The sequence below is a fragment of the Arthrobacter sp. 10T44 genome, assembly GCF_056393885.1.
In genome coordinates, this window is record NZ_JBFTGT010000003.1 from 115317 (window position 1) to 136253 (window position 20937).

Genomic DNA, 20937 nt, shown 5'->3' on the forward strand with positions numbered 1-20937 from the left:
GCCAGCCGGAGCTTGATTCCCGTTAAACAGGCTGAGTGGGAGCGGTCCTTGCGGACCGCTACCACTCATCCCCCCAATGGCGCTTGGACGCCCCGCCAGGTTCCGTAAGACTGAATCCCCATTCACGGATGCTGGCCGGCGTTTTCACACATTCATGATTATCTCACGGTCTAATGATTTTGTGAATCCCCTGGCTCACGACTGAGGAAACGTTGCCGGAGTGTTACGAGGCGGGCGGCCGCTTTGCCCGGAGAACCAGAAGGCGAGGAGTCCCAGGACGTATCCCAGCACCGCCAGGTAGTTCACGAACAGCCGGGGCAAATCCCATGACTCCGGGGCGAAGGACACGGGCACGCTCGCGACGGCCGCCACGGCTCCCACCATGGTCAAGGCGGCGCCGGTCCGCACCAGCCGTGGCAGGGCTGCCTTGATGGCTGCCCGCAGGGAAGGGAGCAGGAGCAGCGAAACAAACGCGGGGTAGCTGCGGCCGGCTGCCGCGTAGAGCGGGGCGAGAACGGCGTTCCGCCCGCTGCCTGTCATGTCTTGAAGACCGGCTGAAGAACCCCGGGTGTCCATCAGGAAGAACGTCACTCCGACGGCCAGGCACGCGGCTGCCAGCGCCCAGCGTCCCGCGCGGCCGGTGATCAGCTCCTTCGCGCGGGCTGCGCCCAGCCCCGCGGCCAGGCGCAGCCCGACCAGGAAGACCATTCCGAACACAATGAAGCGCAGAACCAGGTTGGTGAGGTTCAAGCTCCCCAGCGCACCATCGATCGCCGCGTAGGGCTCGGGGATGCTGAGCAGACTGCAGAGGGTGGCGAGGAACAGGATCCCGAACACAGCCCTGTTGCGACCGCGCAGGGCATCCGGCAGACGCAGTAACAGAACCAGGCCGCAAATAATCAGCGTTCCCCATTCAAGCATGTCCACCTCCTACTCACTCCGGCTTGGGCTCCCGGCGCCGCGGGCCCTTGAACTCTCTCACCTAGTCGCGTCCAATCTCACCCGGAGTCTTCGTTGATGACCCCTGGAGTCGCGGGGCTTTTCCCGCCGCATTCTCCGGCCGCTGCCGGGTTGCCGCGACCCGCGCCAGCCAGATGACGGTCAGACCAATGCTGAGGCCAAGCGCGGCGGTGAAGTTGATCTTCGCCTGGACCCCGGATGAGCCTGGCGCAAAGAGCGGAAACAGGGCCGCAGCAATCAGTGCTGCGTACCCGAAGGACAAGAGCCCGGCACCGATCCGGATCGCGGCCGGCAAACGCCCCCTGACGGCACGCAGCGTAGCAGGCACCAGGCAGGCTGCCACGAAGGCGGGGTAGACCCTCCCCGCTGTCGCGTACAGTCCGATTAGCTGGGCGTTTTCCGCGCTCCGCAGGGGCAGCCCGTTGAGGCCGGTGGAGGAGCCGGTGGTGTCCGCCAGCAGGAACAGAACCGCAGTGGCAACTGCGATGGCGCCGAGCACGGCCAGCCCCAACGGCCCTGAGACGCGGCGGAGGCCGTTCCCGTCACCGAAGCCCTTCGCGGTGCGGTAGCCGGCCAAGGCCACCGCCCCGTATACGAGAAACCTCAAGATGAGGTTTGCGTAGTTGGCGCTCCCAAGCCACGCGTCGACGGCCAGGTACGGGCCATCGATGCTCAGCAGGATCGCGCCGGCCGAGAGGAGGAAGGCGCCAACAATTGACCGGTTGCGGCCCGTGATGGCGTCGGGGACGCGGGCTAAGGCGACGGCGCCGCAGATCGCCAAGGCCGACCACTGCAGGACCGCGGTCATCTATCTGCTCCGGGGGTCCGGCTTCGCGGCGGACGCTTGGCCGCCAGACGCCCCACCCAGATCAGAACGAGCCCGAGCACAAGGCACAGAATGCCGGTGTAATTGATGACAAACTCCCAGCTGGACAGCCCGGCCGGAATGACCGGGAATGCCAGTGTCAATGCGATGGCCACGGACCCGATGCCCAGGGCAACGGCGCTGCCGCGGATAATCAGCGGGAGCCTGCCGATGGCCGTCCTGGCCAGCGCGGGCAGCAGGGCCAGCAGGACGAAGGCCGGATAGAGCCTTCCGGCGGCGCCGTAGTACTCGGCCAGCACGGCATTGCGGCCGCTTCTGGCCGCCACCCCGGCAAGTCCCGCGGAGGACCCGGCCGTATCCATCATCAAGAACAGGATGGTGACGGCGGCGCACGACAGTAGCGCCATACCGATCCCCAAAGGACCCGTCAGGAAGCGCCGGGCATCGTCGGCACTGAAGCCTTTCGCGAGCTGGAGGCCCAGGAAGAACACCGCGGCGAACCCAATGAAACGCAGCACCAGATTCGCTATGTTGAAACCGCCCAGCACCTGGTCAATTGCCTGGTACGGTCCCTCGATGCTTAGCAAGATGGTCAACATGATCAGGACAAGGACGTAGAAGACGGGCCGGTTTTCACCCCGCCGGGCACTGGGGATCCGGGCAAGCGCCACCAGGGTGCACACTGCGAAGGTGCTCCATTGCAGGGCGCCGACGTTCATCCGAGGTTCTCCCAGATCTTTTCGGCTTGCGCCTGCTCCTGCTCCTGGCGGCGGAGTGTCTTGCCCAGGGCTTGGAGCCGCTCACCGGCCAAGGCAACCAGCTCGCCGTCGGACAGTGCATCCAGCGCGGACTGCCGGGCATCCGCGGGCCAGCCGGCTTCGGCCTCGGTGATGAGCCCCGTCGCGACGAGGCCGCCCGTCAAGCCCACGCCCCCGGCGCGCGAGGTTGCCACCGCAAGTTCCGGCGAGAGCCGGTTCGCGGTCAGCTGGGCTGAATAGTTCTGCGGGGCGACGCCGGTAGCGGCGGAAACGCGGTGGCGGAGTTCGCCGTCGTCGATGGCGTCCACCCAGTTTCGCACCGAGGTGGCGTGCGGAGCCGGGCTGAGCACGCGGAGTGTCCCAGTGCCGTTCTCGTGGTCCTGAGCGGAACGGGTAATGACGGCCCGCAGCAGGTCCATGGTGGCGACCTGGCTGACGAGCTCCGCCGGGGTGGGCGGCTGGGCAAGCCGGGTCAGGTCCGCGTACGTGCTGAAGTCGGCGAGCGATTCAGCGGGGTTCAGGCCGAGGGCCCGGCTGATGCTCACCACGGTGGTTTCGGCGACCTTGCCGCGCACCAGTTGTTGTGCCAAAGTGGTGCGCTTGACGCCGGAGATCCTGCAAATGTCCGCGGTGCTCATTGCCGGGGCAACGCCATGGAGCCAGAGTTGAAACGCTTTGGCGGGTAGTGCCATCTATGACTTTCTGCAGGGTCTTGCGCGGACTTAGCTGCTGGGCCGCTACACCGCCGGAGAAGCGCGGTGCCGCAACCCTCACATCATCATAATTCTTCAGCCGCGATCTTTTCTTGACCTTGCCCGCGGTGCGCGTCGGCCAAGGACGGGCAGTTTCGCGGGCCGCGTCGCGCGGCCACCCTTCCCAGCCAGATCAGGGACAGGCCCACCATCAGCCCGAGCACCCCAACCAAGCTGATGATGTATTGGATGAAGGCCAGGCGCTGGGGCAGGAGGTCGCTGATGGGCAGAAGGATCATGGCGGCGGATCCGGCCGTCAGGAGTGCCGCTCCGCCGCGAACGAGCCCCGGCAGGCGGGATCGAAGGGCCTTGATGGTCGCCGGCAGAAGGCAGGCCGCCACGTATGCCGGGTAGAGCCGGCCGGCCGTCGTATAGAGGGCGATCAGTTGGCGGTTAGGGCCGCTCTGGTCCGGCAGCGTGGCCAGTCCCACTGAGGTGCCGGCGGTATTCGCCATCAGGAACGGCACTGCGGTGGCGAGGCAGATGGTTGCCAGCGCCGCCAGGCCCACGGGGCCGAGGAGCAGGCGGAGGCTGTGGGTGTTCTCAAAGCCCTTGACAATCTTGTACCCGGCCAGCAGGACGGTTCCATAAACCACATAGCGCAGCGCCAGGTTGGCGTAGTTGTAGGAACCCAGGAAACCGTCAATCAGCGTGTAGCTCCACTGGATGCTCAGCACCATGCCCACCGTGACAAGCAGGAAAATGCCGAAGAGCGAGCGGTTTTCTCCGCGCAGCGCCGCTGGCAGGCGGAGGAAGGTGATCAGGGCACAGACAGCCAGGACGAACCATTGCAGGGCACTGATCATGGGCGTTTCCTTTTCCAGCGCGTCCGCACGTGCTTCCGTTTGTGCGTCTTCACTCACGAGGGTCCGGGACGCTGGCAATTTTGCCGTGGGACCCAATTCAACTATGCTAGATGCTCGAACCCGCTGGTCCGTACACCCCCCAAGTCCGGACCAGCGGGTTCTTCTATGCCCGGCGGGATGTCGGCGGATCTGCTACGAATTTCCGGCCCCTGACGGCTGCCTGCGGCCGTCCGTTTTGGGCCTCAGTGAGAGAATGGACTAATGACTGCAACCCTTGTTGCCAAGGACCTTTCCGGTGGTCACGACCACCGGACTCTCTTCTCCAAACTCTCCCTCACCGTCGCGCCGGGCGACGTCGTCGGCGTCGTGGGCGCCAACGGTGCCGGCAAGTCCACGCTGCTGCGGCTGCTCGCCGGCGTCGACCAGCCGCAGGAGGGAACGGTGAGCCTTGCCCCGGCCGACGCGTTCGTCGGGTGGCTGCCGCAGGAGCATGAACGGATCGACGGCGAAACCGTGGCCGGCTACATCGCCCGGCGCACCGGTTGCGGCCAGGCGACGGCGGACATGGAGTCCACCGCGGAGGCGCTGGGAACCGGCGCCCCGGGTTCCGAGGACGCGTACTCGGTGGCGTTCGACCGCTGGATGGCGTCCGGCGCCGCGGACCTGGAAGAGCGGATTCCGCCGGTACTGGCGGACCTGGGCCTCGAGGTGGGACCCGACGCCGCGATGACCGGGCTCTCCGGCGGGCAGGCCGCCCGGGTGGCGCTCGCGGCCCTCCTGTTGAGCCGCTTCGACATCGTGCTCCTCGATGAGCCCACCAACGACCTCGACCTGGGCGGCCTGGCCAAGCTGGAGGCCTTCGTCCAGGGACTGCGCGGCGGCGTCGTCCTGGTCTCGCACGACCGGGAGTTCCTGGCCCGCTGCGTGACCACGATCGTGGAATTGGACCTGGCGCAGAACTCCGTCGCGGTTTACGACGGCGGCTACGAGGCCTACCTGGAGGAGCGCGCCGTGGCCCGCCGGCACGCCCGGGAACGCTATGAAGAGTTCGCCTCCACCAAGGCAGACCTGGTCTCCCGCGCCCGCACGCAGCGTGAATGGAGCTCCCAGGGCGTCCGCAACGCGATGAAGAAGAGCCCGGACAATGACAAGATCCGCCGGGCAGCGAACACCGAGTCCTCGGAAAAGCAGGGGCAGAAGGTCCGCCAGATGGAATCACGGATCGCCCGGCTCGAGGAAGTCGAGGAACCGCGCAAGGAATGGCAGCTGCAGTTCAGCATCGGGGCGGCGCCGCGCTCCAGCGCCGTCGTCGCGACCCTGCGGGACGCCGTCATACACCAGGGGGACTTCACCCTGGGGCCGGTGAACCTGCAGCTCAACGCCGGCGAGCGGATCGGCATCACCGGGCCTAACGGGGCGGGCAAGTCCACCCTGCTGCGCCTGCTGCTCGGCGTGCAGCGGCCCGACGCCGGCGACGCCTCCATGGGCGCCTCGGTGGCGGTCGGGGAAATCGACCAGGCCCGCGGGCTGCTGGCGGGGCACCTCAAGCTTGCCGACGCCGTTGAAGCCGTGCTGACGGACCAGACCCCGGCGGAGGTGCGCACCCTGCTGGCCAAGTTCGGGCTCAAGGCCGACCACACTGCCCGGCCCGTTGACTCGCTCTCACCGGGCGAACGGACCCGGGCCGCGCTGGCGCTCCTGCAGGCCCGCGGAGTGAACCTGCTGGTCCTCGACGAGCCGACCAACCACCTGGATCTTCCCGCGATCGAGCAGCTGGAGGAAGCCCTCGACAGCTACGACGGTGCCCTGCTGCTCGTCACACACGACCGCCGACTGCTGGAAAACGTGCGCCTTGACGTGCGCTGGAACGTCGTCGACGGCGTCGTCACCGAACTGCTGGGCGCGAGCGCCCCGAAAGGTACCAACCGATGAGCATGGACCGGGTTGCCTGGAGCTCCCTTTACAACATCACCCGCGCCTCGAGCGGCTCCAAGCCGTTCTCCAAGGAACTGCTCAAGCGCGTGTTCGGCTTTGCCCGGCCGCATCGGGGCCGGCTGATCGCCTTCGTGCTGCTGTCCATCGTGATGGCGGTCCTCGCGGTCGCCACGCCGGTGCTCGCCGGCCAGGTGGTGGACGCGATCATCGCGAAGGCGGACGCCGGCACCGTGATCTGGCTGGCCGTGCTGATCGCGATCGTGGCGGTCGCCGAGGCCGGGATCGGGCTGGTGACGCGCTGGCTGTCCTCGACCATCGGTGAAGGCGTGATCGTGGACCTGCGCACCAAGGTCTTCGACCACGTGCAGAAGATGCCGATCGCGTTCTTCACCCGGACCCGCACCGGGGCGCTGGTCAGCCGGCTCAACAACGACGTGATCGGCGCGCAGTCTGCCTTCGCCGGCACGCTCTCCGGTGTTGTCAGCAACGTGGTGGCGCTGGCCCTCACCCTCGTGGTGATGCTGAACAAGTCCTGGCTCGTTACCGTGCTGGCCATGATCCTGCTGCCAATCTTCCTCATCCCGGCCCGCCGGATGGGCTCCAAGCTGGCCGAGCTGCGCCGCGAGGCGGCCGAGCACAACGCCGCCATGGGCACGCAGATGACGGAACGCTTCTCCGCCCCCGGCGCCACCCTGGTGAAGCTCTTCGGCAGGCCCGACGAGGAATCCCACGAATTCGCGCTTCGCGCCGGCCGGGTGCGGGACATCGGCGTCCGCACCGCCATGCTCCAGTTCACCTTCGTCACGGCCCTGACCCTGGTTTCGGCCCTTGCCCTCGCGCTGGTCTACGGCCTGGGCGGCTGGCTGGCCCTTGGCGGGCGGCTCGCCGCGGGCGACGTCGTCGTGCTGGCACTGCTGCTCACCCGCCTGTACGCGCCGCTCACCGCGCTGTCCAACGCCCGGGTGGAAATCATGAGCGCCCTGGTCAGCTTCGAGCGGGTCTTCGAGATCCTGGACCTCAAGCCGCTCATCCAGCAGAAGCCGGACGCGGTGGAATCGCCGCGCGGCCCGCTCTCGGTGGAGTTCGACGACGTCCGCTTCTCCTACCCCTCGGCGGACAAGGTCTCGCTGGCCTCGCTCGAGGACGTCTCCACGCTGGACACCCGCGGCGGCGAGGAAGTGCTGCACGGGATCAGCTTCCGGGTGGAACCGGGCCAGACCGTGGCGCTGGTGGGTTCCTCGGGCGCCGGCAAGTCCACCATCGCGCAGTTGCTCTCACGGCTCTACGACGTCGATTCGGGCGCCGTCCGCTTCGGCGGTGCGGGGTCCGGCGCCGGCGTGGACGTCCGCGACCTCACCTTCGATTCGATGCGCGAAACCCTGGGCATGGTCACGCAGGACGGGCACCTCTTCCACGAGAGCATCGCCTCCAACCTGCGCCTGGCCCGCCCGGGCGCCAGCGAAGAGCTGATGTGGGACGTGCTGCGCCAAGCCCGGCTTGAGGACATGATCCGCTCGCTGCCGGACGGGCTGGACACCGTGGTGGGGGAGCGCGGCTACCGACTCTCGGGAGGCGAACGGCAGCGGCTCACCATCGCCCGCCTGCTCATCGCCCAGCCGCGGGTCGTGATCCTGGACGAGGCCACGGCCGCGCTGGACTCGACGAACGAGGCCGCGGTGCAGGAAGCGCTTGGCGCGGCGCTCGAAGGCCGCACCGCCGTGGTGATCGCGCACCGGCTTTCCACGATCCGCGCCGCCGACGCCATCCTGGTGGTCGAGGACGGCACGATCGTGGAACGCGGGACGCACAACGAACTCCTCGCCGCCGAGGGGCGCTACGCAGAGCTCTACCGGACCCAGTTCGCCGAGGCCACCGCGGTGGCCGCTGAGGCGGTGCCGGAACTCTAGCTTTTCCGGGCCGCCTTCGCGGCGAGGGCCGGCAGAACATGGTCCGTAAGCAGCGGAGCCAGGTCGTCCGGCAGCCCGGCGGCCAGGTCCAGCCAGCGGATTTCGGCGATCTCCGCCGACGGGTGCGCGGTCCAGCTGCCTGCTGCATTAACTAACCTGGGCGCGGTGAACACCGTGGCCTCGATCTGCGTGGCGGCCTCGTTGGCGGCCTCGGCCAGCCAACGTCCGAAGGGTTCGAGGTCCTCGGGCGCCACAATGATGCCGACTTCCTCCTCGAGTTCCCGGGACGCCGCCTGTGCCGCGGATTCACCGGCTTCGGGTTTGCCGCCCGGATGCATGAACTTGTCAGTGCCGCGCTTGCGGACGGTGAGGAGGCGTCCGGCGTCGTCAAAGATGCAGACGGCGGACACCACGATGCGGGGATTCACGGCCGCTCGGTGCAGCACGGATTCGAGCAGCAGATCCTTGGCCGGACCCGTGACATCCCAGCGGTAGCGGAAGTCATCCGGACCGAGCTTGGTGTACCCGACCCGGTACGTGTCGGGATCGCACCAATGCTGGTCCCGGTTGTCCTGGCCGCCGAAGCCGATGCGGTGGAAAGGGCGGCCGTCGGGGAAGAACATGTCCATCGTCGCTGGTGTTGCCGAGGGCTTGAGCAGATACTCGCGGCTTGCCGGGCCGGTAAAGGGTGCACCGCCGGCCGGGTTCCACTGCACGGTGCCTTCTTCGCGGAAGCGGAGGCCGCCGTCGTCGGTTTCAGTGAAACGGACGACGCCGTTAAAGGTGCCGCGGCTGCCGGTGGCCCGGTCCAGCATGGTGCGGTCCACGCTCCAGTTGCCCAGCAGGTAGGCGCGCAGTTCAAAGCGCGGCTCAGCGGGCTGGTCAAGTTCCGGGCCGGCGCCCGGCGTCTGGGAGTCCAAGTGCCCTCGATTGGAATCGAACCAACGACACCGGCTTTAGGAGAGCCGTGCTCTATCCACTGAGCTACGAGGGCGGGCGAACAGGCGGGCGGCCTTCGGCCGGCCCGTCGGGACACGGATACAAGCATACAAGGTGGGGGCGCGTACTACGCTCTTGGCATGACAGCCTCTGCCCCGACGGTTTCCCGGGAGCTCATCTACATCCCCGACGTGGCCTCCGCCCGGTTCTATCTCGGCGCGCTCGCGAAATTGAGCGTGCTGCAGTATTTCGTCGCCGAGGCGGCGGTGATCGGCGCCTGGGCAGGCCGGGAGCCGTACAGCCGGCGCACCGGCTACATCAGCGATCTCGGCGCCCTTGGCTGCGGCGAATTCTCCGGCCGCGACGTCTGCTCGCCGGCGCACCTGCTGATGAATGCCTCGTTCGTGGTGCAGGGGATCGGCATGATGGTCGGGGCGCTGTTGCTCAGCTCGGCCGTGATCGGTGTTGCCGCCCGGGCCGGAACCAGGCTCGCCGTAGCCCCGGGCCGGCGGTCGCCGTCGGCCGCGGCGTTTGGCGCCCGCTCGCTCAGCATCACCGCGGGCGCCGGAACCGTGATCGTGGGACTGGTGCCGGAAGACGCCGGCTCCGGCTGGCAGGTGGCCGGAGCGCTCATGTACTTCGCCGCGGGAGGTCTGGCCCTCCTGCTGGTCGGCTGGCTCTGGCGCAAACAGACACCGCTGGGCTGGTTCATCCTTGCCTGCGGCGCGGTCGCCCTGGCCGCGCTCATCGCCGGCGGAGCGACCGGGATCCAGGACGTCGTCGAGGTGGCCCTGTTCGAGGAGCAGCACGCCTGGTCCGCCGTGCGACGGATTCTTCCGGGCTTCACGGAGCTCCAGGCCGGCCCAGGCAGCGACCGCGGCCTGGACGGCGCCCGCGGCCTGGACGGCGCCCGCACGCCGGTCAGCCCGCAGCAGCTTCAGGCCGTTGGCAGCGCCGAGCTGCAGCAGGACGTGAAGGACGCCGTCCTGGCCCCGCGCTGCACCGTGCACCTGGACGTGGTGGCGGCTCCGCCCGGGACCGCGCCTGCCTTCCGCGCCGCGGATCTCTGGCACCTGTCGGAAAAGCTCTATTCGGTGCGGACCAGCGGCGACGACGGCGGCCGTTCCCTCGTGATGGTGGATGTTCCGCCGGGGGATGTGGCCAGGGAACTGTTCTGGCGGCTGCTCGGAGCGCGCGAGTTCCTCGCCGGTTCCGCGGGTCAGGCGGCGCAACGATGAGCCTGCACGGAATGGATGTGGAGTCCGGACGCCGGCTCAGCGAAGAACTGGACCGGGCCGGCGAGCGGCTGCTGGCGCTGAGCGCCAGCCTGACCCCCGCCATTGCCGCCGCCCCCTGGGCCGGCCAAGACGGCCAGCGGTTCAAGGATGAATGGGCCGGGCACCGGCAGCGGCTGACCGGGGCGGGAAACGCGCTCAAGGCGGCGTCGGGCGCAGTGCGGCGCAACGTCGAAGAGCAGCTCGAAGCCAGCAACCACGGCGCCGGGGCCGGCGGCCTTTCCGGCGGCCTTTCCGGCGACGGGTCCGGCGGCGGGTCCGGCGATGCGGGCGGTGCCGGCGGCGGCTCCCTTTTCCACCGACTGGGACTCGACCGGCTGGCGGGCGGCGTTGCCGACACGGCAGGGGATCTCTGGAACCAGGGCGGCAAGGTCCTCAGCACGGTGGGAGCCGCGAGCGACTTCGGCTGGAACTGGCTCCAGGACGGCGCGCCCCTGCCGGTCAGGAACCTGATGGATGCCCAGTCCAACGTGCTGGACCAAGTCGGCCACTATGGAGACATGGGAATGCGGTGGCTGAGCACCGGCGAGCCCCCTTCGCTCACCGAACTCGCATCGAACGGCGTCCTGCTCAGGGCCGGAGTCCTCTCCCTGGCCGCCACCGCGCTGAGCGTGGGTACCTACAACCCGCATCTGCTCGACGATGGTCGGCCGGTGGCTGGCGAGCCGCTCCCGGTTCCGGTCGGAGAACCGGCCGGGACGGACAAGGACGGCCGATTCAACACCCCGGTGCCCTCGACCATCAGTGCGATCCTGCAGACCACCAATGCCGCCTACGGTGACGAAGGCAAACCTGCGACACCCGACGCTGCGGTCCGCATCACCACGATCCACAAGCCCGGGGAACCGGACGCCTACATCGTGAGCATCCCCGGAACCACCCGTTGGTACCCAGACGGCGCTGCCAACGCCACCGACCTGACGGGCAACCTGGAGCTGGCCGGCGGCAACTTGTCCACGGCGTCCCAGGCGGTCCGCCTGGCCATGGAAAACGCAGGTATCCCGGACGGGGCGCCCGTGATGCTGTCCGGCCATTCGCAGGGCGGCATGATTGCCGCCGCCCTGGCGTCGGACAATTCGTTCACCAACCGGTTCAATGTGACGAACGTCGTGACATTTGGCTCCCCGGTGGACTCTGCGCCGATACCGGCCCGCATCGACGTTCTTGCATTGCAGCACGCGGGTGATCCAGTCCCCAAAGTCGACCTCGGGGACCTCACGGTGGGACAGGACGGAAGTGTTTCGGCCAGCCAGGACAACGGCGCGGTCAAGGTCACACTGCCCAACCCCGCCGTGGCGCCCGGCGTTGCCGGGATCGGCTACCACGACGGCGGCGAGTACGTGACGTCCACCGGCAGCCTTGAGCACCAGGGACCGATCGCCGACTACGCTCAAAGGGAGTCGACCCAGCAGTTCCTGACCACGGACCCCGGCCAGGTCAGCTCCACCGTTTCGAGCATCTCGCGCAAGCAATGAGCGTGAGCAGCCCGACGCCGAACCATAGCGGAAGTTATCGATGAAGAAGCTATTCCACCCCATTGCAGGAGCACTGATCATGGGCATTCTCGCGGCAACACTGGCGGCCTGCGGCCTGGGCGGACCCTCCGAGCCGGATCAGCTGGAGGCCGCCCTGCAGAAAGCCGGAAAGTCCGTCCCGGGCGTGACCGCCGTCCAGGCCGACGCCAACCTCAACACCTCCGGCAAATTCATCACGGTGAAACTGGTCGGTGAAAGTGCGGACAAGGCAGCGCTCACCCAGACGTTGGAACAGGCCATGCCGGCCCTGCTGGACAGCCTCAAGGACGTGGAAGGCGGCACCCTCGGGGTTAGCATTTTTTCGCCCGACGACGCCGTCCATGCCGGCCCCGCCGATCTCGGATACAGCGGCTCAAGCTCGCTGTCGAGTATTCGCGAATACTTCGCCCGGTAATTACGGAATTGCCGCGCCCGCGCAACTGTGGGGCTTTCGGCGATTCTGTGTCGCTGGGGTGTCTTATGTCTCATATATACGGCTACTTGCACTATCATGAGGGCATTCGCCGGAATGTTCCGGTGCCTCGTGCGGGAGAACGGGTCCAGCGCACGCCGAATTGCCGACTTTGTAGTCTGTGGGGGCACATGTCTGATCAGCTGGTTGCGCCGCGCCTGGCAGCGACTTCTTTCGGCGACCCCACCAGTGTCCCTTCGCGGCTGGCCTCTGTCCGTCGGATTGCCATCCGATGACAGTCGAAGCCCCCGTTGCCCCGGACGGGCAAATCCCCGAGGAACCGCCGGCAGTCATTGACGCACCCGACGCCGGGACGCCGTCCTCGTCCGGGTCCCGGACAGAGCTCGGCCTGGCGGACTTGGGGCTGGCCGAGCCGGTCATTCCCGCGACGGAAGCCTCCGCGGAGCCCGTCATCGGCGTCCGGCTGCTCGAGGACGGCATCATTGAAGTCGCGCTCCCGCCGAACCAAGAGATCGAGGGTCCGGAAGCGCGGGTGGCCGGTGAAACAGTCCGGATGCTCGCCGGCGGCGAGAGGGTTCCGGTGCTGCTGGTCATCTCCGGCGTCGTCGGCGTCAGCGTGGAAGCGCGCCAGGTCTACGCCGGTTCCATCGCGGCGTCGGCGTTCGCACTGGTGGGCGAGAGCCCCGTGGACCGTGTCATTGCGCATTACCTGCTGCGCTCAAGAACCGAAACGATCCCGGCGGAGTTCTTCCTTTCGCGGATAGAAGCCCTCAAGTGGTTAAGGCCTTATACGAGTGAAAAGTGATGTTCCAGACCCCCGGCTCCATGCGCTCGTGGAGGGCATTGTCCGGATTGCCAGCGGAGACCTAAGTACCCGGATCCCTCATTCCGGTGCGCGCGACGACGTCGCCGCCGTCATCGCGGGCATCAACCTGATGGCCGATGACCTGCAGACCATTTACCAGGAGCTCGAGGAGCGGGTCGAGAGCCGGACCGCCATGTTGCGCCAGGCCCAGGTTGAGCTCGAGCGGATGGCGCTGACCGATCCGTTGACCCAGCTGGCCAACCGGACGGCGCTGAACTCGGTGCTCAGCCACGCGCTGGCGGAGACGTCCCGCGGCGAGATGCCGCCTGCCCTGCTGATTCTTGACCTTGATTCCTTCAAGGGCATCAATGACACGCTAGGACACAGCGCGGGGGACGATGTCCTGCGCGTGATTGCCCGGCGTCTCCAGGACGCGGTCCGGGTCACCGATACCGTGGCGAGGCTGGGCGGGGACGAATTCGCCGTCATGCTGCCTAAATCCAACCTCGTACGGGCCCGGCGGGTAGCCAACCGGATCCTGAAAGCGCTCAGTGAGAGCCTGGAGATCGGCGACCTGCGGGTCACCTGCGGCACCAGCATTGGCGTCCGCGTCGCCGAACCGGGCCAGTCCGCCGATGACCTGGTGATGGAAGCCGACACAGCCATGTACGCCGCGAAGGCGCAGCCGCACAGCGGGATCAAGGTCTTCGAACCGGCGCTGTTGTACGCCCGCAGGCTGCAGAGCCTGATGGTCACGGAGATGCGCGAGGCGATCCTTGAGGATCAGCTGACGCTGCATTACCAGCCGGTGGTGGAGCTCGCCACCGGGCGGATCGAGGGCGTCGAGGCGCTGGTCCGCTGGAACCACCCGGAGCGCGGGCTCCTGATGCCGGACCAGTTCATTCCGCTGGCGGAGGAGACTGGGATGATCGTGGAGCTGGGGCACTGGGTGCTGCGCAACGCGGTCCGGCAGCTCCGGGACTGGCAGGACCGGCTGGCGCTGGACAGCGAGTTCTCCGTCCGGGTCAACATCTCCACCACCGAGCTGCAGAACCTCGAGCTCATCGAACACGTCCAGGACATCCTCCGCGAGACGGGTGTGGATGCCGCGAACCTCATCATCGAACTGACCGAGTCCATGGCCGTGACCGGCGGCGACGTGGACAAGTACTCCCTGAGCGGGTTGCGGCAGCTGGGGGTACAGCTCGAAATCGACGACTTCGGCACCGGCTACTCCTCCATCAGCTACCTGCGCAAGCTGCCCGTGAATGTGGTCAAGATCGACAAGAGCCTGATCGACGGGCTCGGGACGGATGCGGAACAGGGCGGCTTTGTCGAAGCTGTGCTGCATCTGATCCATGCGTGCGGGCTCAAGGCCGTGGCGGAGGGGATTGAGACGGCCGAGCAGGCCGAGGAGTTGGTGCGGCTGGGTTGCGCCAGCGGCCAGGGCTACTACTTCGGGCGCCCGGCGCCCGCCGAGGCCGTTGAGGCGCTCATCAGCCAGGACAGCTCGGTTTCGCAGTAGCCACGCAGCGGCGCGGGCGTGCCGGAGTGGCGCGGGCTTGCCGAAGTGGCGAACGACGGCGGCTGGACGGCTGGCTTGTTGACTGGCATGACAAAGGGCGGAAGTTGGAGGTGAATCCGACTCCCGCCCTTTGCGGTTTGCTGACTTGTCTACTTGCGGATGGTGTCCGGCCAGTAGCCAACTGCCACTACGGAGCCCTGTCCCGAGTTGCTGCCGCTGGCTGAGACAGCGGCAGTGGCGGACAGGCCTGCAGCCGCCAAAGCGCCAGCGACGAGGAGTGTAGCAAGGGTTTTCTTCATGTAGGACTCCTGTTACGTGAGAGGCTGATGTGACTCATGTGGTACAGCTTCAGTATATGCGGTAAGAACACGCCAAGGGATAACGATTTCTCCGATTTAGTGAAACCTTGTGATATTCGCGCGTAACTCTTGCGCTTTTACAACGGCGGTGGCTCGCGTGTGCTGTCCGGCTTCGGCTCTCCCGGAACCGATAATTGACCCATGCGACAACAATCAGTCTCGCCGGCGTACGCCGCGGCCGAGCTCCGAGCGCGGGAGCATCGGGGCAACCATGATTTCTCCGAGGCAGCAAAGAGCGCGGGTGTCGCCGCCGACATCGCGTTGAGTGAAGGCGATATTGAATCATGGCGGGCGATGACCTATTTCAGGGCAGAGAGCTACCTGTCGGACGCCAACTTCGAAGCATGCGCTGAGGCTGCCTCGACAATCGTGATGGAGTCCCATACGATCTCCTCGCAGCTGCGGGCGCAGGTCCACGTTCTTGTCGCCAAAGCGCACCAGGGTTCTGGCCTGCTGGAGTCAGCGGCCGCCGAAGCACGGGCGGCTGTTGAACTAACGATCGACGAAGCTGACATCGATTTCAACGTCAAGGCACGGCAGGCCCTAATAGCTGCCCTCGCAGACTCCGGCAAGCTGGAAGAGGCGTGGTCCGAAAGTAAGGGTCTCGCCGCTGTCATCTCCGATGAAGTGGATGAACAACTCGCGGGCAAGGCCTACTGGGTGATTGGCAACGTGGCGTTTCTTTGCGACAACGTAGAGGAGGGCTTGCGCTACCACGAGCTTGCCGCCGCAACTTTTTCGCCGTCCCGGGACCTGGATGTCTGGGCGAAATTCAACAAGGCGTCCGCTGCGATGCGCCTCGCTGCAAATGTCGCCGACCCCGATACTCTGCGGTGCATCGAGCGGGCCGAGTTAGCCACTGACGTCATCGGCGGTAGCGATAACGATTTGCTGCTGTTGCGCCGCAACCGCGCTCATTGGAGTTACCTGGCTGGTGATGCAAAGTCCGCAGTCGACATTCTCGAAGAAATCTGCGAAACCGGGTCAACCACACCGCAAAATACGGGAGATGCCTGCCTTCTTCTTGGGCGGGCATACCTCGCGACGGGCGACAGGATGGCAGCGCGGCGCGCGCTCGCAGAGGCGGCCGCCCACTTCGCAAGTGCCGGGGCTCCTGACCGTGCCCAGCAGACCCGTGACTTCCTCAAAGCCGAGCTGGGCCGGGCCTCGTTGTGGTCATGGCTGCTCCGAGTCACGGGTTTCGACCGCAGCTAAGCCCGCTTCTGGATATGCCCCTCCCTGGCGTCGTGCAGTGGACATATAGGGAATATGCTCGTCGGTCGCGGCGAAGAGTGGGCATGTCCCGAGGTCCCAACGCTCTTGGTCCGGCGGGCAGGGTAAGCATGCCCCTCGCCGGCGTCGTGCAGTGGGCATATAGGGAATATACTCGTCGGTCGCGGCCGAGAGTGGGCATGTCCATCGGGGGCCGCGGAGCGGGAAGGCCGTGGATACCCGGCCAAGGATCCAGAAAGGCTAGGCCTGAGCGGAACCCGAAGCACGAGCCCGCGCGAAGGAGTTCTTCCGGCCCAGGAACACTGCCGCGGCGCCGACCACAAGGCTCAGCACAAGAAGTACCCAGCCAGCAACGGTGAGTCCCGACGCCAAAGCAACCTGGCCGCCGTCGAGCGTGTCAGCGGCCATCATGGCGTCAATTGCCGCGTTTCCCCACAGCCGCACACCCGCGAACAGCAGCGGCACTGCCCACAGCGCCCAACGGAGCGGTTTCCGAGCCACGTTCGTGCCGATCAGCAGCAACCAGGTGAATCCGAAGATCAGCGGAAACAGTGTCCCTGCCGTCTTGTGCACATAGTTGAGCTGTCCGCGGGCGTCCCCGTCCATGGCCGAGCGCAGCTGCTCCACAAAGCCCCGGTCAAAGCCGCCGAGCAGCGAGTCGGGCATCGGTAGGCCGCCGCTGAGCTGGGTGAGCTGGTTCAGGGTCAGCAGGTGGACGTACCAGAACAGGAACAGGCTCGCCACGACGCCCGCAATCAGGATCAGGCTGCTATTGCTCTGGGCCTTCTGTGGGGTCCGGGTGGTGCTGGGATTGATCACCGCGGGCAGATGGTGCTGGGGGACGGCCGCGCTCGCGCCGTGCTTCTTGATCCGCTGGGCGGGTGTCTTGGCCATGGCTCCATTATCGCCCCTCGCCGGCGCCACACCGGCCGGTCGCAGGCAGGGCTACCGTCAACCCGGTCTGCCTGTTCAGCACCTCCGGGCGCCCGATAGGCTGAACGCGTGAGCGAATCAGGCAGCAACGAACTTGTCAGGCACCGGCTCGGCCGGCACAGCACCGCGGAACTCAGCCCCGAACTGGACGACTACCAGCTCGCCGAGGCCTTGGTGCGGGAGGCCGGCAATCTGGCGCTGCTGATGCGGCAGGCAGGACTGGAGGGGCAGCGGAAAACGTCCGTCTCCGACGTCGTGACCGCCGCGGACCACGCCGCGGAAGCCTACGTGCTCGAACAGCTGCAGCGCTGCCGGCCCGACGACGGCGTCCTCGGCGAAGAAGGTGCCTCCGAGCGGGGCAGCAGCGGCCGGACCTGGGTGGTCGACCCGGTCGACGGAACCTACAACTTCCTGCACGGCTCAAGCTACTGGTGCTCCGCGATCGCGCTCAAGGATTCCTCCGGCCCACTGCTCGGCGCCATCTTCCAGCCGGAGGAAGACAAGCTCTGGCTCGGCGGCACCGCCCGGAAGGCAACCCTCAACGGTGAGGCGCTGACGAGTTTTCGGCCCCGCGACGCAGGTGGCATGGGCCGCGCGGAGACGCCGCTCGCCGAGCTTGGCGCCGCCACCTACATCCATCCCACCTGGCTGGCCGACCCGATGTGCGCCATGCCGTGGCACGCCGCGGCAACCTCGGCGGCGGCGCTGCGGATGTTCGGTTCGGGTTCGTGCGACCTCGGCCGGGTGGCCGACGGCGAACTGGACTGCTGGTTCCAGCACAGCTCCCCGGAGTGGGACTGGCTGCCGGGCCAGGCGATCGTGCTGGCCGCCGGCGGCGCCACCGACGTCGTGCGCGTCAACGGACTTGAGTGGTTCGTGGCCGGAGGCACGACGGCGGTGCGGCAGCTGCGGGCGGCGCTCGAGTCAGGCTCCGTCGGGTAGGGCGCACCGGCGCACGCTCGGCCGGAAGGGACGTGCCCACTCCCGATAACACACGATGGACATGCTCAATCGGGACGTCGGTGAGGAATGGACATGCTCATTCCTCGCGTTCAGGCATGGACACAATGGGCATATGTCCACTGCTGGGCGCAGGCGAGGGGCATGTCCCGTGGCGGACCAGGCGACGTGGACCGTGACGTCGGTAGGAGAGGGACACGCTCATTCCGGACGGCGGCGGAGGGGCATGCTCATTCCTGACGGCGGCGGCGGAGGGGCATGCTCATTCCTGACGGCGACGGCGGAGGGACATGCTCATTCCTCAGCTTCAGGCAGGGACACATTGGGCATATGTCCATTACTGGGCGCAGGCAAGGGGCATGTCCGGCGCAGGAGGAGCCGCGGACGGTGCCGTCAGTGGCACCGCCTAGACTTGTTAACACCATGGATATGTTGTTTGACCCCTACGCCGACGGACCCTTCCAAGCTGCCTCGCATCCGGCCGCGCCGGCCAAAGCGTCCGGAAACCCGGGGACCGGAACCGGAATGCCGGACCTGAGGTCACCCGCTTTCGGGGCCCACGGCGGAAGCGGCGCTGGTAACGGTGAGGACTCGGACCGCCCCCAGCTGCCGAACGCGGAAGAGCTGCTGCAGGGACTGAACCCGCAGCAGGAGGAAGCAGTCAAACACGCGGGGAGCGCGCTGCTGATCGTCGCCGGCGCAGGTTCCGGCAAGACCCGTGTGCTCAGCAACCGCATCGCCTACCTGATCGCCACCCGGCGGGCGCACCACGGCGAGATCCTGGCCATCACCTTCACCAACAAGGCAGCCGCGGAGATGCGCGAGCGGATCGAGCTCCTGGTCGGCGGCCGGGCCAAGACCATGTGGATCTCCACCTTCCACTCCTCCTGCGTCCGGATCCTGCGGCGCGAAGCGGCCAACGTCGGCCTGAACTCCAACTTCTCCATCTACGACTCCGCAGATTCGCTCCGCCTGATTACGCTCGTGGCCAAGAACCTGGACCTGGACCCCAAGCGCTTCGCGCCCAAGGCCATCCAGCACAAGATCTCCGCGCTCAAGAACGAGCTGATCGACGCGGACAGCTACGCCTCCAGCGCGAACTACAGCGACCCCTTCGAACAGGCCGTCGCCGAAGTCTTCAAGGGCTACACGCAGCGCCTGCGCCAGGCCAACGCGATGGACTTCGATGACCTGATCGCCGAAACCGTCTACATGTTCCGGGCCTTCCCGGCGCTCGCCGACTCGTACCGGCGCCGCTTCCGGCACGTGCTCGTGGACGAGTACCAGGACACCAACCACGCCCAGTACGCCCTGGTGCGCGAGATCGTCGGCGAGGGCCCCGGCGCGGCCGAACTCACGGTCGTCGGCGACTCGGACCAGTCCATCTACGCCTTCCGCGGCGCGGACATCCGCAACATCGTGGAGTTCGAGAAGGACTACCCGGACGCCCGGACTATCAAGCTCGAACAGAACTACCGCTCCACCCAGACCATCCTCAGCGCCGCCAACTCGGTGATCTCCCGGAACCCCAACCGGCCGGAGAAACGGCTCTGGACGGCCGAGGGCGACGGCGAGAAGATTGTCGGCTACGTGGGCGAGAACGAGCACGACGAGGCCCAGTTCATCGCCAAGGAAATCGACCGGCTGCAGGACGAGGGCAACCTACGCCCCGGCGACGTCGCGATCTTCTACCGCACCAACGCCCAGTCCCGGTCCATCGAAGACGTCCTGGTGCGCGTTGGGCTGCCCTACAAGGTGGTCGGCGGCACCCGCTTCTACGAGCGCAAGGAGATCAAGGACGCCCTCGCCTACTTGCGCGTTCTGGTAAACCCCGACGACGACGTCAACCTGCGCCGCATCCTCAACGAGCCCAAGCGCGGCATCGGCGACCGGGCCGAGGGCGCCGTGGCATCGCTGGCGCAGCGCGACCGGACCTCCTTCATGGCCGCCGCCCGCCGCGCCGAGGAAGCACCCGGCATGGCCACCCGCTCCGTGAACGCCGTGCTGGGCTTCGTCAAGCTCCTCGACGACCTGGCCGAGGTGGCCTCCGGCTCCGGTGCCGCCGCTGCCCTGGAAGCCGTCCTTGAGCAGACCGGCTACCTCGCCACCCTTCGCTCCAGCACCGACCCGCAGGACGAATCCCGGGTGGAGAACCTCGCCGAGCTCGTCGCCGTCGTCCGCGAATACGAGCGCGACAACCCGGAAGGGTCCCTCGGCGCCTTCCTGGAGCAGGTCTCCCTCGTGGCCGACGCCGACCAGATCCCGGACGCCCCCGGGGCGGATATTGACGCTGCGGTCGCCGAAGCCAAGCGGCTCGGCGTCGTCACCCTGATGACCTTGCACACCGCCAAGGGCCTTGAGTTCCCGGTGGTGTTCCTGACCGGCATGGAACACGGACTGTTCCCGCACCAGCGCTCCGCCACCGACCCCAAGGAACTGGCCGAGGAACGCCGGCTCGCCTACGTGGGACTGACCCGGGCCCGGAAACGGCTCTACCTGACCCGCTCCGAGGTCCGCAGCATGTGGGGACAGAGCCAGTACAACCCCGCCAGCCAGTTCATCGAGGAAATCCCGGCCGAGCTGGTCGAGTGGAAGCGGGAAGGCTCCACCCGCCAGGCCAGCAGCTGGGGGAGCGGCGGATCGATCGGTTCCAGCCGCTACGGCGGGTCCTTCTGGGGCGCCGGCACCGCCCGGGGCGCCGGCGCGGACTCCGCGGCAGGCTTCAACGCGGACGTCCCCGCGGCCATCGCCAAGAACCGGGTGCAGCCGCAGAAAGAGATCGTCGCCGTCAGCGTGGGGGACAAGGTCAACCACACCAGCTTCGGCAACGGCACCGTACTGGCCGTCGAGGGCGCGGGGGACAAGACCGTCGCGAAGGTGAAGTTCGGCGTCGGCGAGAAGCGGCTCCTGCTGCGGTACGCCCCGCTCACCAAGATCGACGCGTGACGGGGGCTCTCAGCCGCCCCGCGGATCCACCGGTAACCGCGCGCCGACAGG

General features: G+C 67.2%; 18 protein-coding genes, 1 tRNA gene and 1 pseudogene. 10 read left to right on the forward strand and 10 right to left on the reverse strand.

Going from position 1 to position 20937, the window contains the following annotated elements; all coding sequences use genetic code 11:
* Positions 1–195: 195 nt before the first annotated feature.
* From AC1DBL_RS07095 to AC1DBL_RS07115, 5 genes are all read right to left on the reverse strand, one after another.
* Positions 196–921, reverse strand: coding sequence for a hypothetical protein (locus tag AC1DBL_RS07095; RefSeq protein ID WP_476925771.1), 726 nt, complete (start codon positions 919–921; stop codon positions 196–198).
* 61 nt (positions 922–982) lie between these two features.
* Positions 983–1768: a hypothetical protein gene (locus tag AC1DBL_RS07100; RefSeq protein ID WP_476925772.1), complete on the reverse strand. Its 786-nt coding sequence runs from the start codon at positions 1766–1768 to the stop codon at positions 983–985.
* Positions 1765–2505 carry a hypothetical protein gene (locus AC1DBL_RS07105; protein WP_476925773.1) on the reverse strand — a complete coding sequence of 247 codons (741 nt, stop codon included), beginning with the start codon at positions 2503–2505 and terminating at the stop codon, positions 1765–1767. Before AC1DBL_RS07105 ends, AC1DBL_RS07100 begins: the two co-directional genes overlap by 4 nt.
* Positions 2502–3236, reverse strand: a complete 735-nt coding sequence (locus AC1DBL_RS07110) for a hypothetical protein (protein ID WP_476893141.1) — start codon at positions 3234–3236, stop codon at positions 2502–2504. Before AC1DBL_RS07110 ends, AC1DBL_RS07105 begins: the two co-directional genes overlap by 4 nt.
* A gap of 86 nt (positions 3237–3322) precedes the next feature.
* The gene (locus tag AC1DBL_RS07115) at positions 3323–4102 is read right to left on the reverse strand and encodes a hypothetical protein (RefSeq protein WP_441418275.1); all 780 of its coding nucleotides are present in this window, start codon (positions 4100–4102) and stop codon (positions 3323–3325) included.
* 261 nt (positions 4103–4363) lie between these two features.
* Here AC1DBL_RS07115 and AC1DBL_RS07120 point away from each other — a divergent pair, with 261 nt between their 5' ends.
* Both AC1DBL_RS07120 and AC1DBL_RS07125 read left to right on the forward strand, forming a co-directional pair.
* Positions 4364–6034, forward strand: coding sequence for an ABC-F family ATP-binding cassette domain-containing protein (locus tag AC1DBL_RS07120; RefSeq protein WP_441418276.1), 1671 nt, complete (start codon positions 4364–4366; stop codon positions 6032–6034).
* The gene (locus tag AC1DBL_RS07125; RefSeq protein WP_476925774.1) at positions 6031–7944 is read left to right on the forward strand and encodes an ABC transporter ATP-binding protein; all 1914 of its coding nucleotides are present in this window, start codon (positions 6031–6033) and stop codon (positions 7942–7944) included. Before AC1DBL_RS07120 ends, AC1DBL_RS07125 begins: the two co-directional genes overlap by 4 nt.
* Here the strand turns inward: AC1DBL_RS07125 and AC1DBL_RS07130 are convergent.
* From AC1DBL_RS07130 to AC1DBL_RS07140, 3 genes and pseudogenes are all read right to left on the reverse strand, one after another.
* Positions 7941–8372: an NUDIX hydrolase gene (locus AC1DBL_RS07130; RefSeq protein ID WP_476925853.1), complete on the reverse strand. Its 432-nt coding sequence runs from the start codon at positions 8370–8372 to the stop codon at positions 7941–7943. The genes AC1DBL_RS07125 and AC1DBL_RS07130 overlap by 4 nt on opposite strands.
* 18 nt (positions 8373–8390) lie before the next feature.
* Positions 8391–8864, reverse strand: a pseudogene (locus AC1DBL_RS07135) (DUF6314 family protein); the annotation flags it as partial.
* Between the two features lies 1 nt (position 8865).
* A tRNA-Arg gene (locus AC1DBL_RS07140) sits at positions 8866–8938 on the reverse strand.
* 85 nt (positions 8939–9023) lie between these two features.
* Here AC1DBL_RS07140 and AC1DBL_RS07145 point away from each other — a divergent pair.
* From AC1DBL_RS07145 to AC1DBL_RS07165, 5 genes are all read left to right on the forward strand, one after another.
* Positions 9024–10121, forward strand: a complete 1098-nt coding sequence (locus AC1DBL_RS07145; RefSeq protein WP_476925775.1) for a DUF998 domain-containing protein — start codon at positions 9024–9026, stop codon at positions 10119–10121.
* The gene (locus AC1DBL_RS07150; RefSeq protein WP_476925776.1) at positions 10118–11653 is read left to right on the forward strand and encodes a PGAP1-like alpha/beta domain-containing protein; all 1536 of its coding nucleotides are present in this window, start codon (positions 10118–10120) and stop codon (positions 11651–11653) included. Before AC1DBL_RS07145 ends, AC1DBL_RS07150 begins: the two co-directional genes overlap by 4 nt.
* Before the next feature lie 40 nt (positions 11654–11693).
* Positions 11694–12107: a hypothetical protein gene (locus AC1DBL_RS07155; protein WP_476909120.1), complete on the forward strand. Its 414-nt coding sequence runs from the start codon at positions 11694–11696 to the stop codon at positions 12105–12107.
* A 289-nt stretch (positions 12108–12396) separates the two neighbouring features.
* Positions 12397–12930 carry a DUF7793 family protein gene (locus AC1DBL_RS07160; protein WP_476909121.1) on the forward strand — a complete coding sequence of 178 codons (534 nt, stop codon included), beginning with the start codon at positions 12397–12399 and terminating at the stop codon, positions 12928–12930.
* Entirely contained in the window at positions 12920–14455 is a 1536-nt protein-coding gene (locus AC1DBL_RS07165; RefSeq protein WP_476909122.1) for a putative bifunctional diguanylate cyclase/phosphodiesterase, read from the forward strand. The genes AC1DBL_RS07160 and AC1DBL_RS07165 overlap by 11 nt, the downstream gene beginning before the upstream one ends.
* A gap of 149 nt (positions 14456–14604) precedes the next feature.
* Here the strand turns inward: AC1DBL_RS07165 and AC1DBL_RS07170 are convergent, their stop codons facing one another.
* Complete coding sequence (locus AC1DBL_RS07170; protein ID WP_476909123.1) at positions 14605–14754, reverse strand: hypothetical protein; 150 nt, start codon at positions 14752–14754, stop codon at positions 14605–14607.
* A gap of 201 nt (positions 14755–14955) precedes the next feature.
* Between AC1DBL_RS07170 and AC1DBL_RS07175 the strand changes: the two genes are divergently transcribed.
* The gene (locus tag AC1DBL_RS07175; RefSeq protein ID WP_476909124.1) at positions 14956–16029 is read left to right on the forward strand and encodes a hypothetical protein; all 1074 of its coding nucleotides are present in this window, start codon (positions 14956–14958) and stop codon (positions 16027–16029) included.
* A gap of 258 nt (positions 16030–16287) precedes the next feature.
* On the opposite strand, the gene AC1DBL_RS07180 is transcribed toward AC1DBL_RS07175, so the two are convergent.
* Entirely contained in the window at positions 16288–16941 is a 654-nt protein-coding gene (locus AC1DBL_RS07180; protein ID WP_476909125.1) for a hypothetical protein, read from the reverse strand.
* A gap of 108 nt (positions 16942–17049) precedes the next feature.
* Here AC1DBL_RS07180 and AC1DBL_RS07185 point away from each other — a divergent pair, with 108 nt between their 5' ends.
* Together AC1DBL_RS07185 and pcrA are read left to right on the forward strand one after the other, a co-directional pair.
* Positions 17050–17922, forward strand: coding sequence for an inositol monophosphatase family protein (locus AC1DBL_RS07185; protein ID WP_476893129.1), 873 nt, complete (start codon positions 17050–17052; stop codon positions 17920–17922).
* A gap of 441 nt (positions 17923–18363) precedes the next feature.
* Positions 18364–20886 (forward strand): DNA helicase PcrA, encoded by a 2523-nt coding sequence (gene pcrA, locus AC1DBL_RS07190; protein WP_476893128.1) that lies wholly within the window; start codon positions 18364–18366, stop codon positions 20884–20886.
* Positions 20887–20937: the final 51 nt, after the last annotated feature.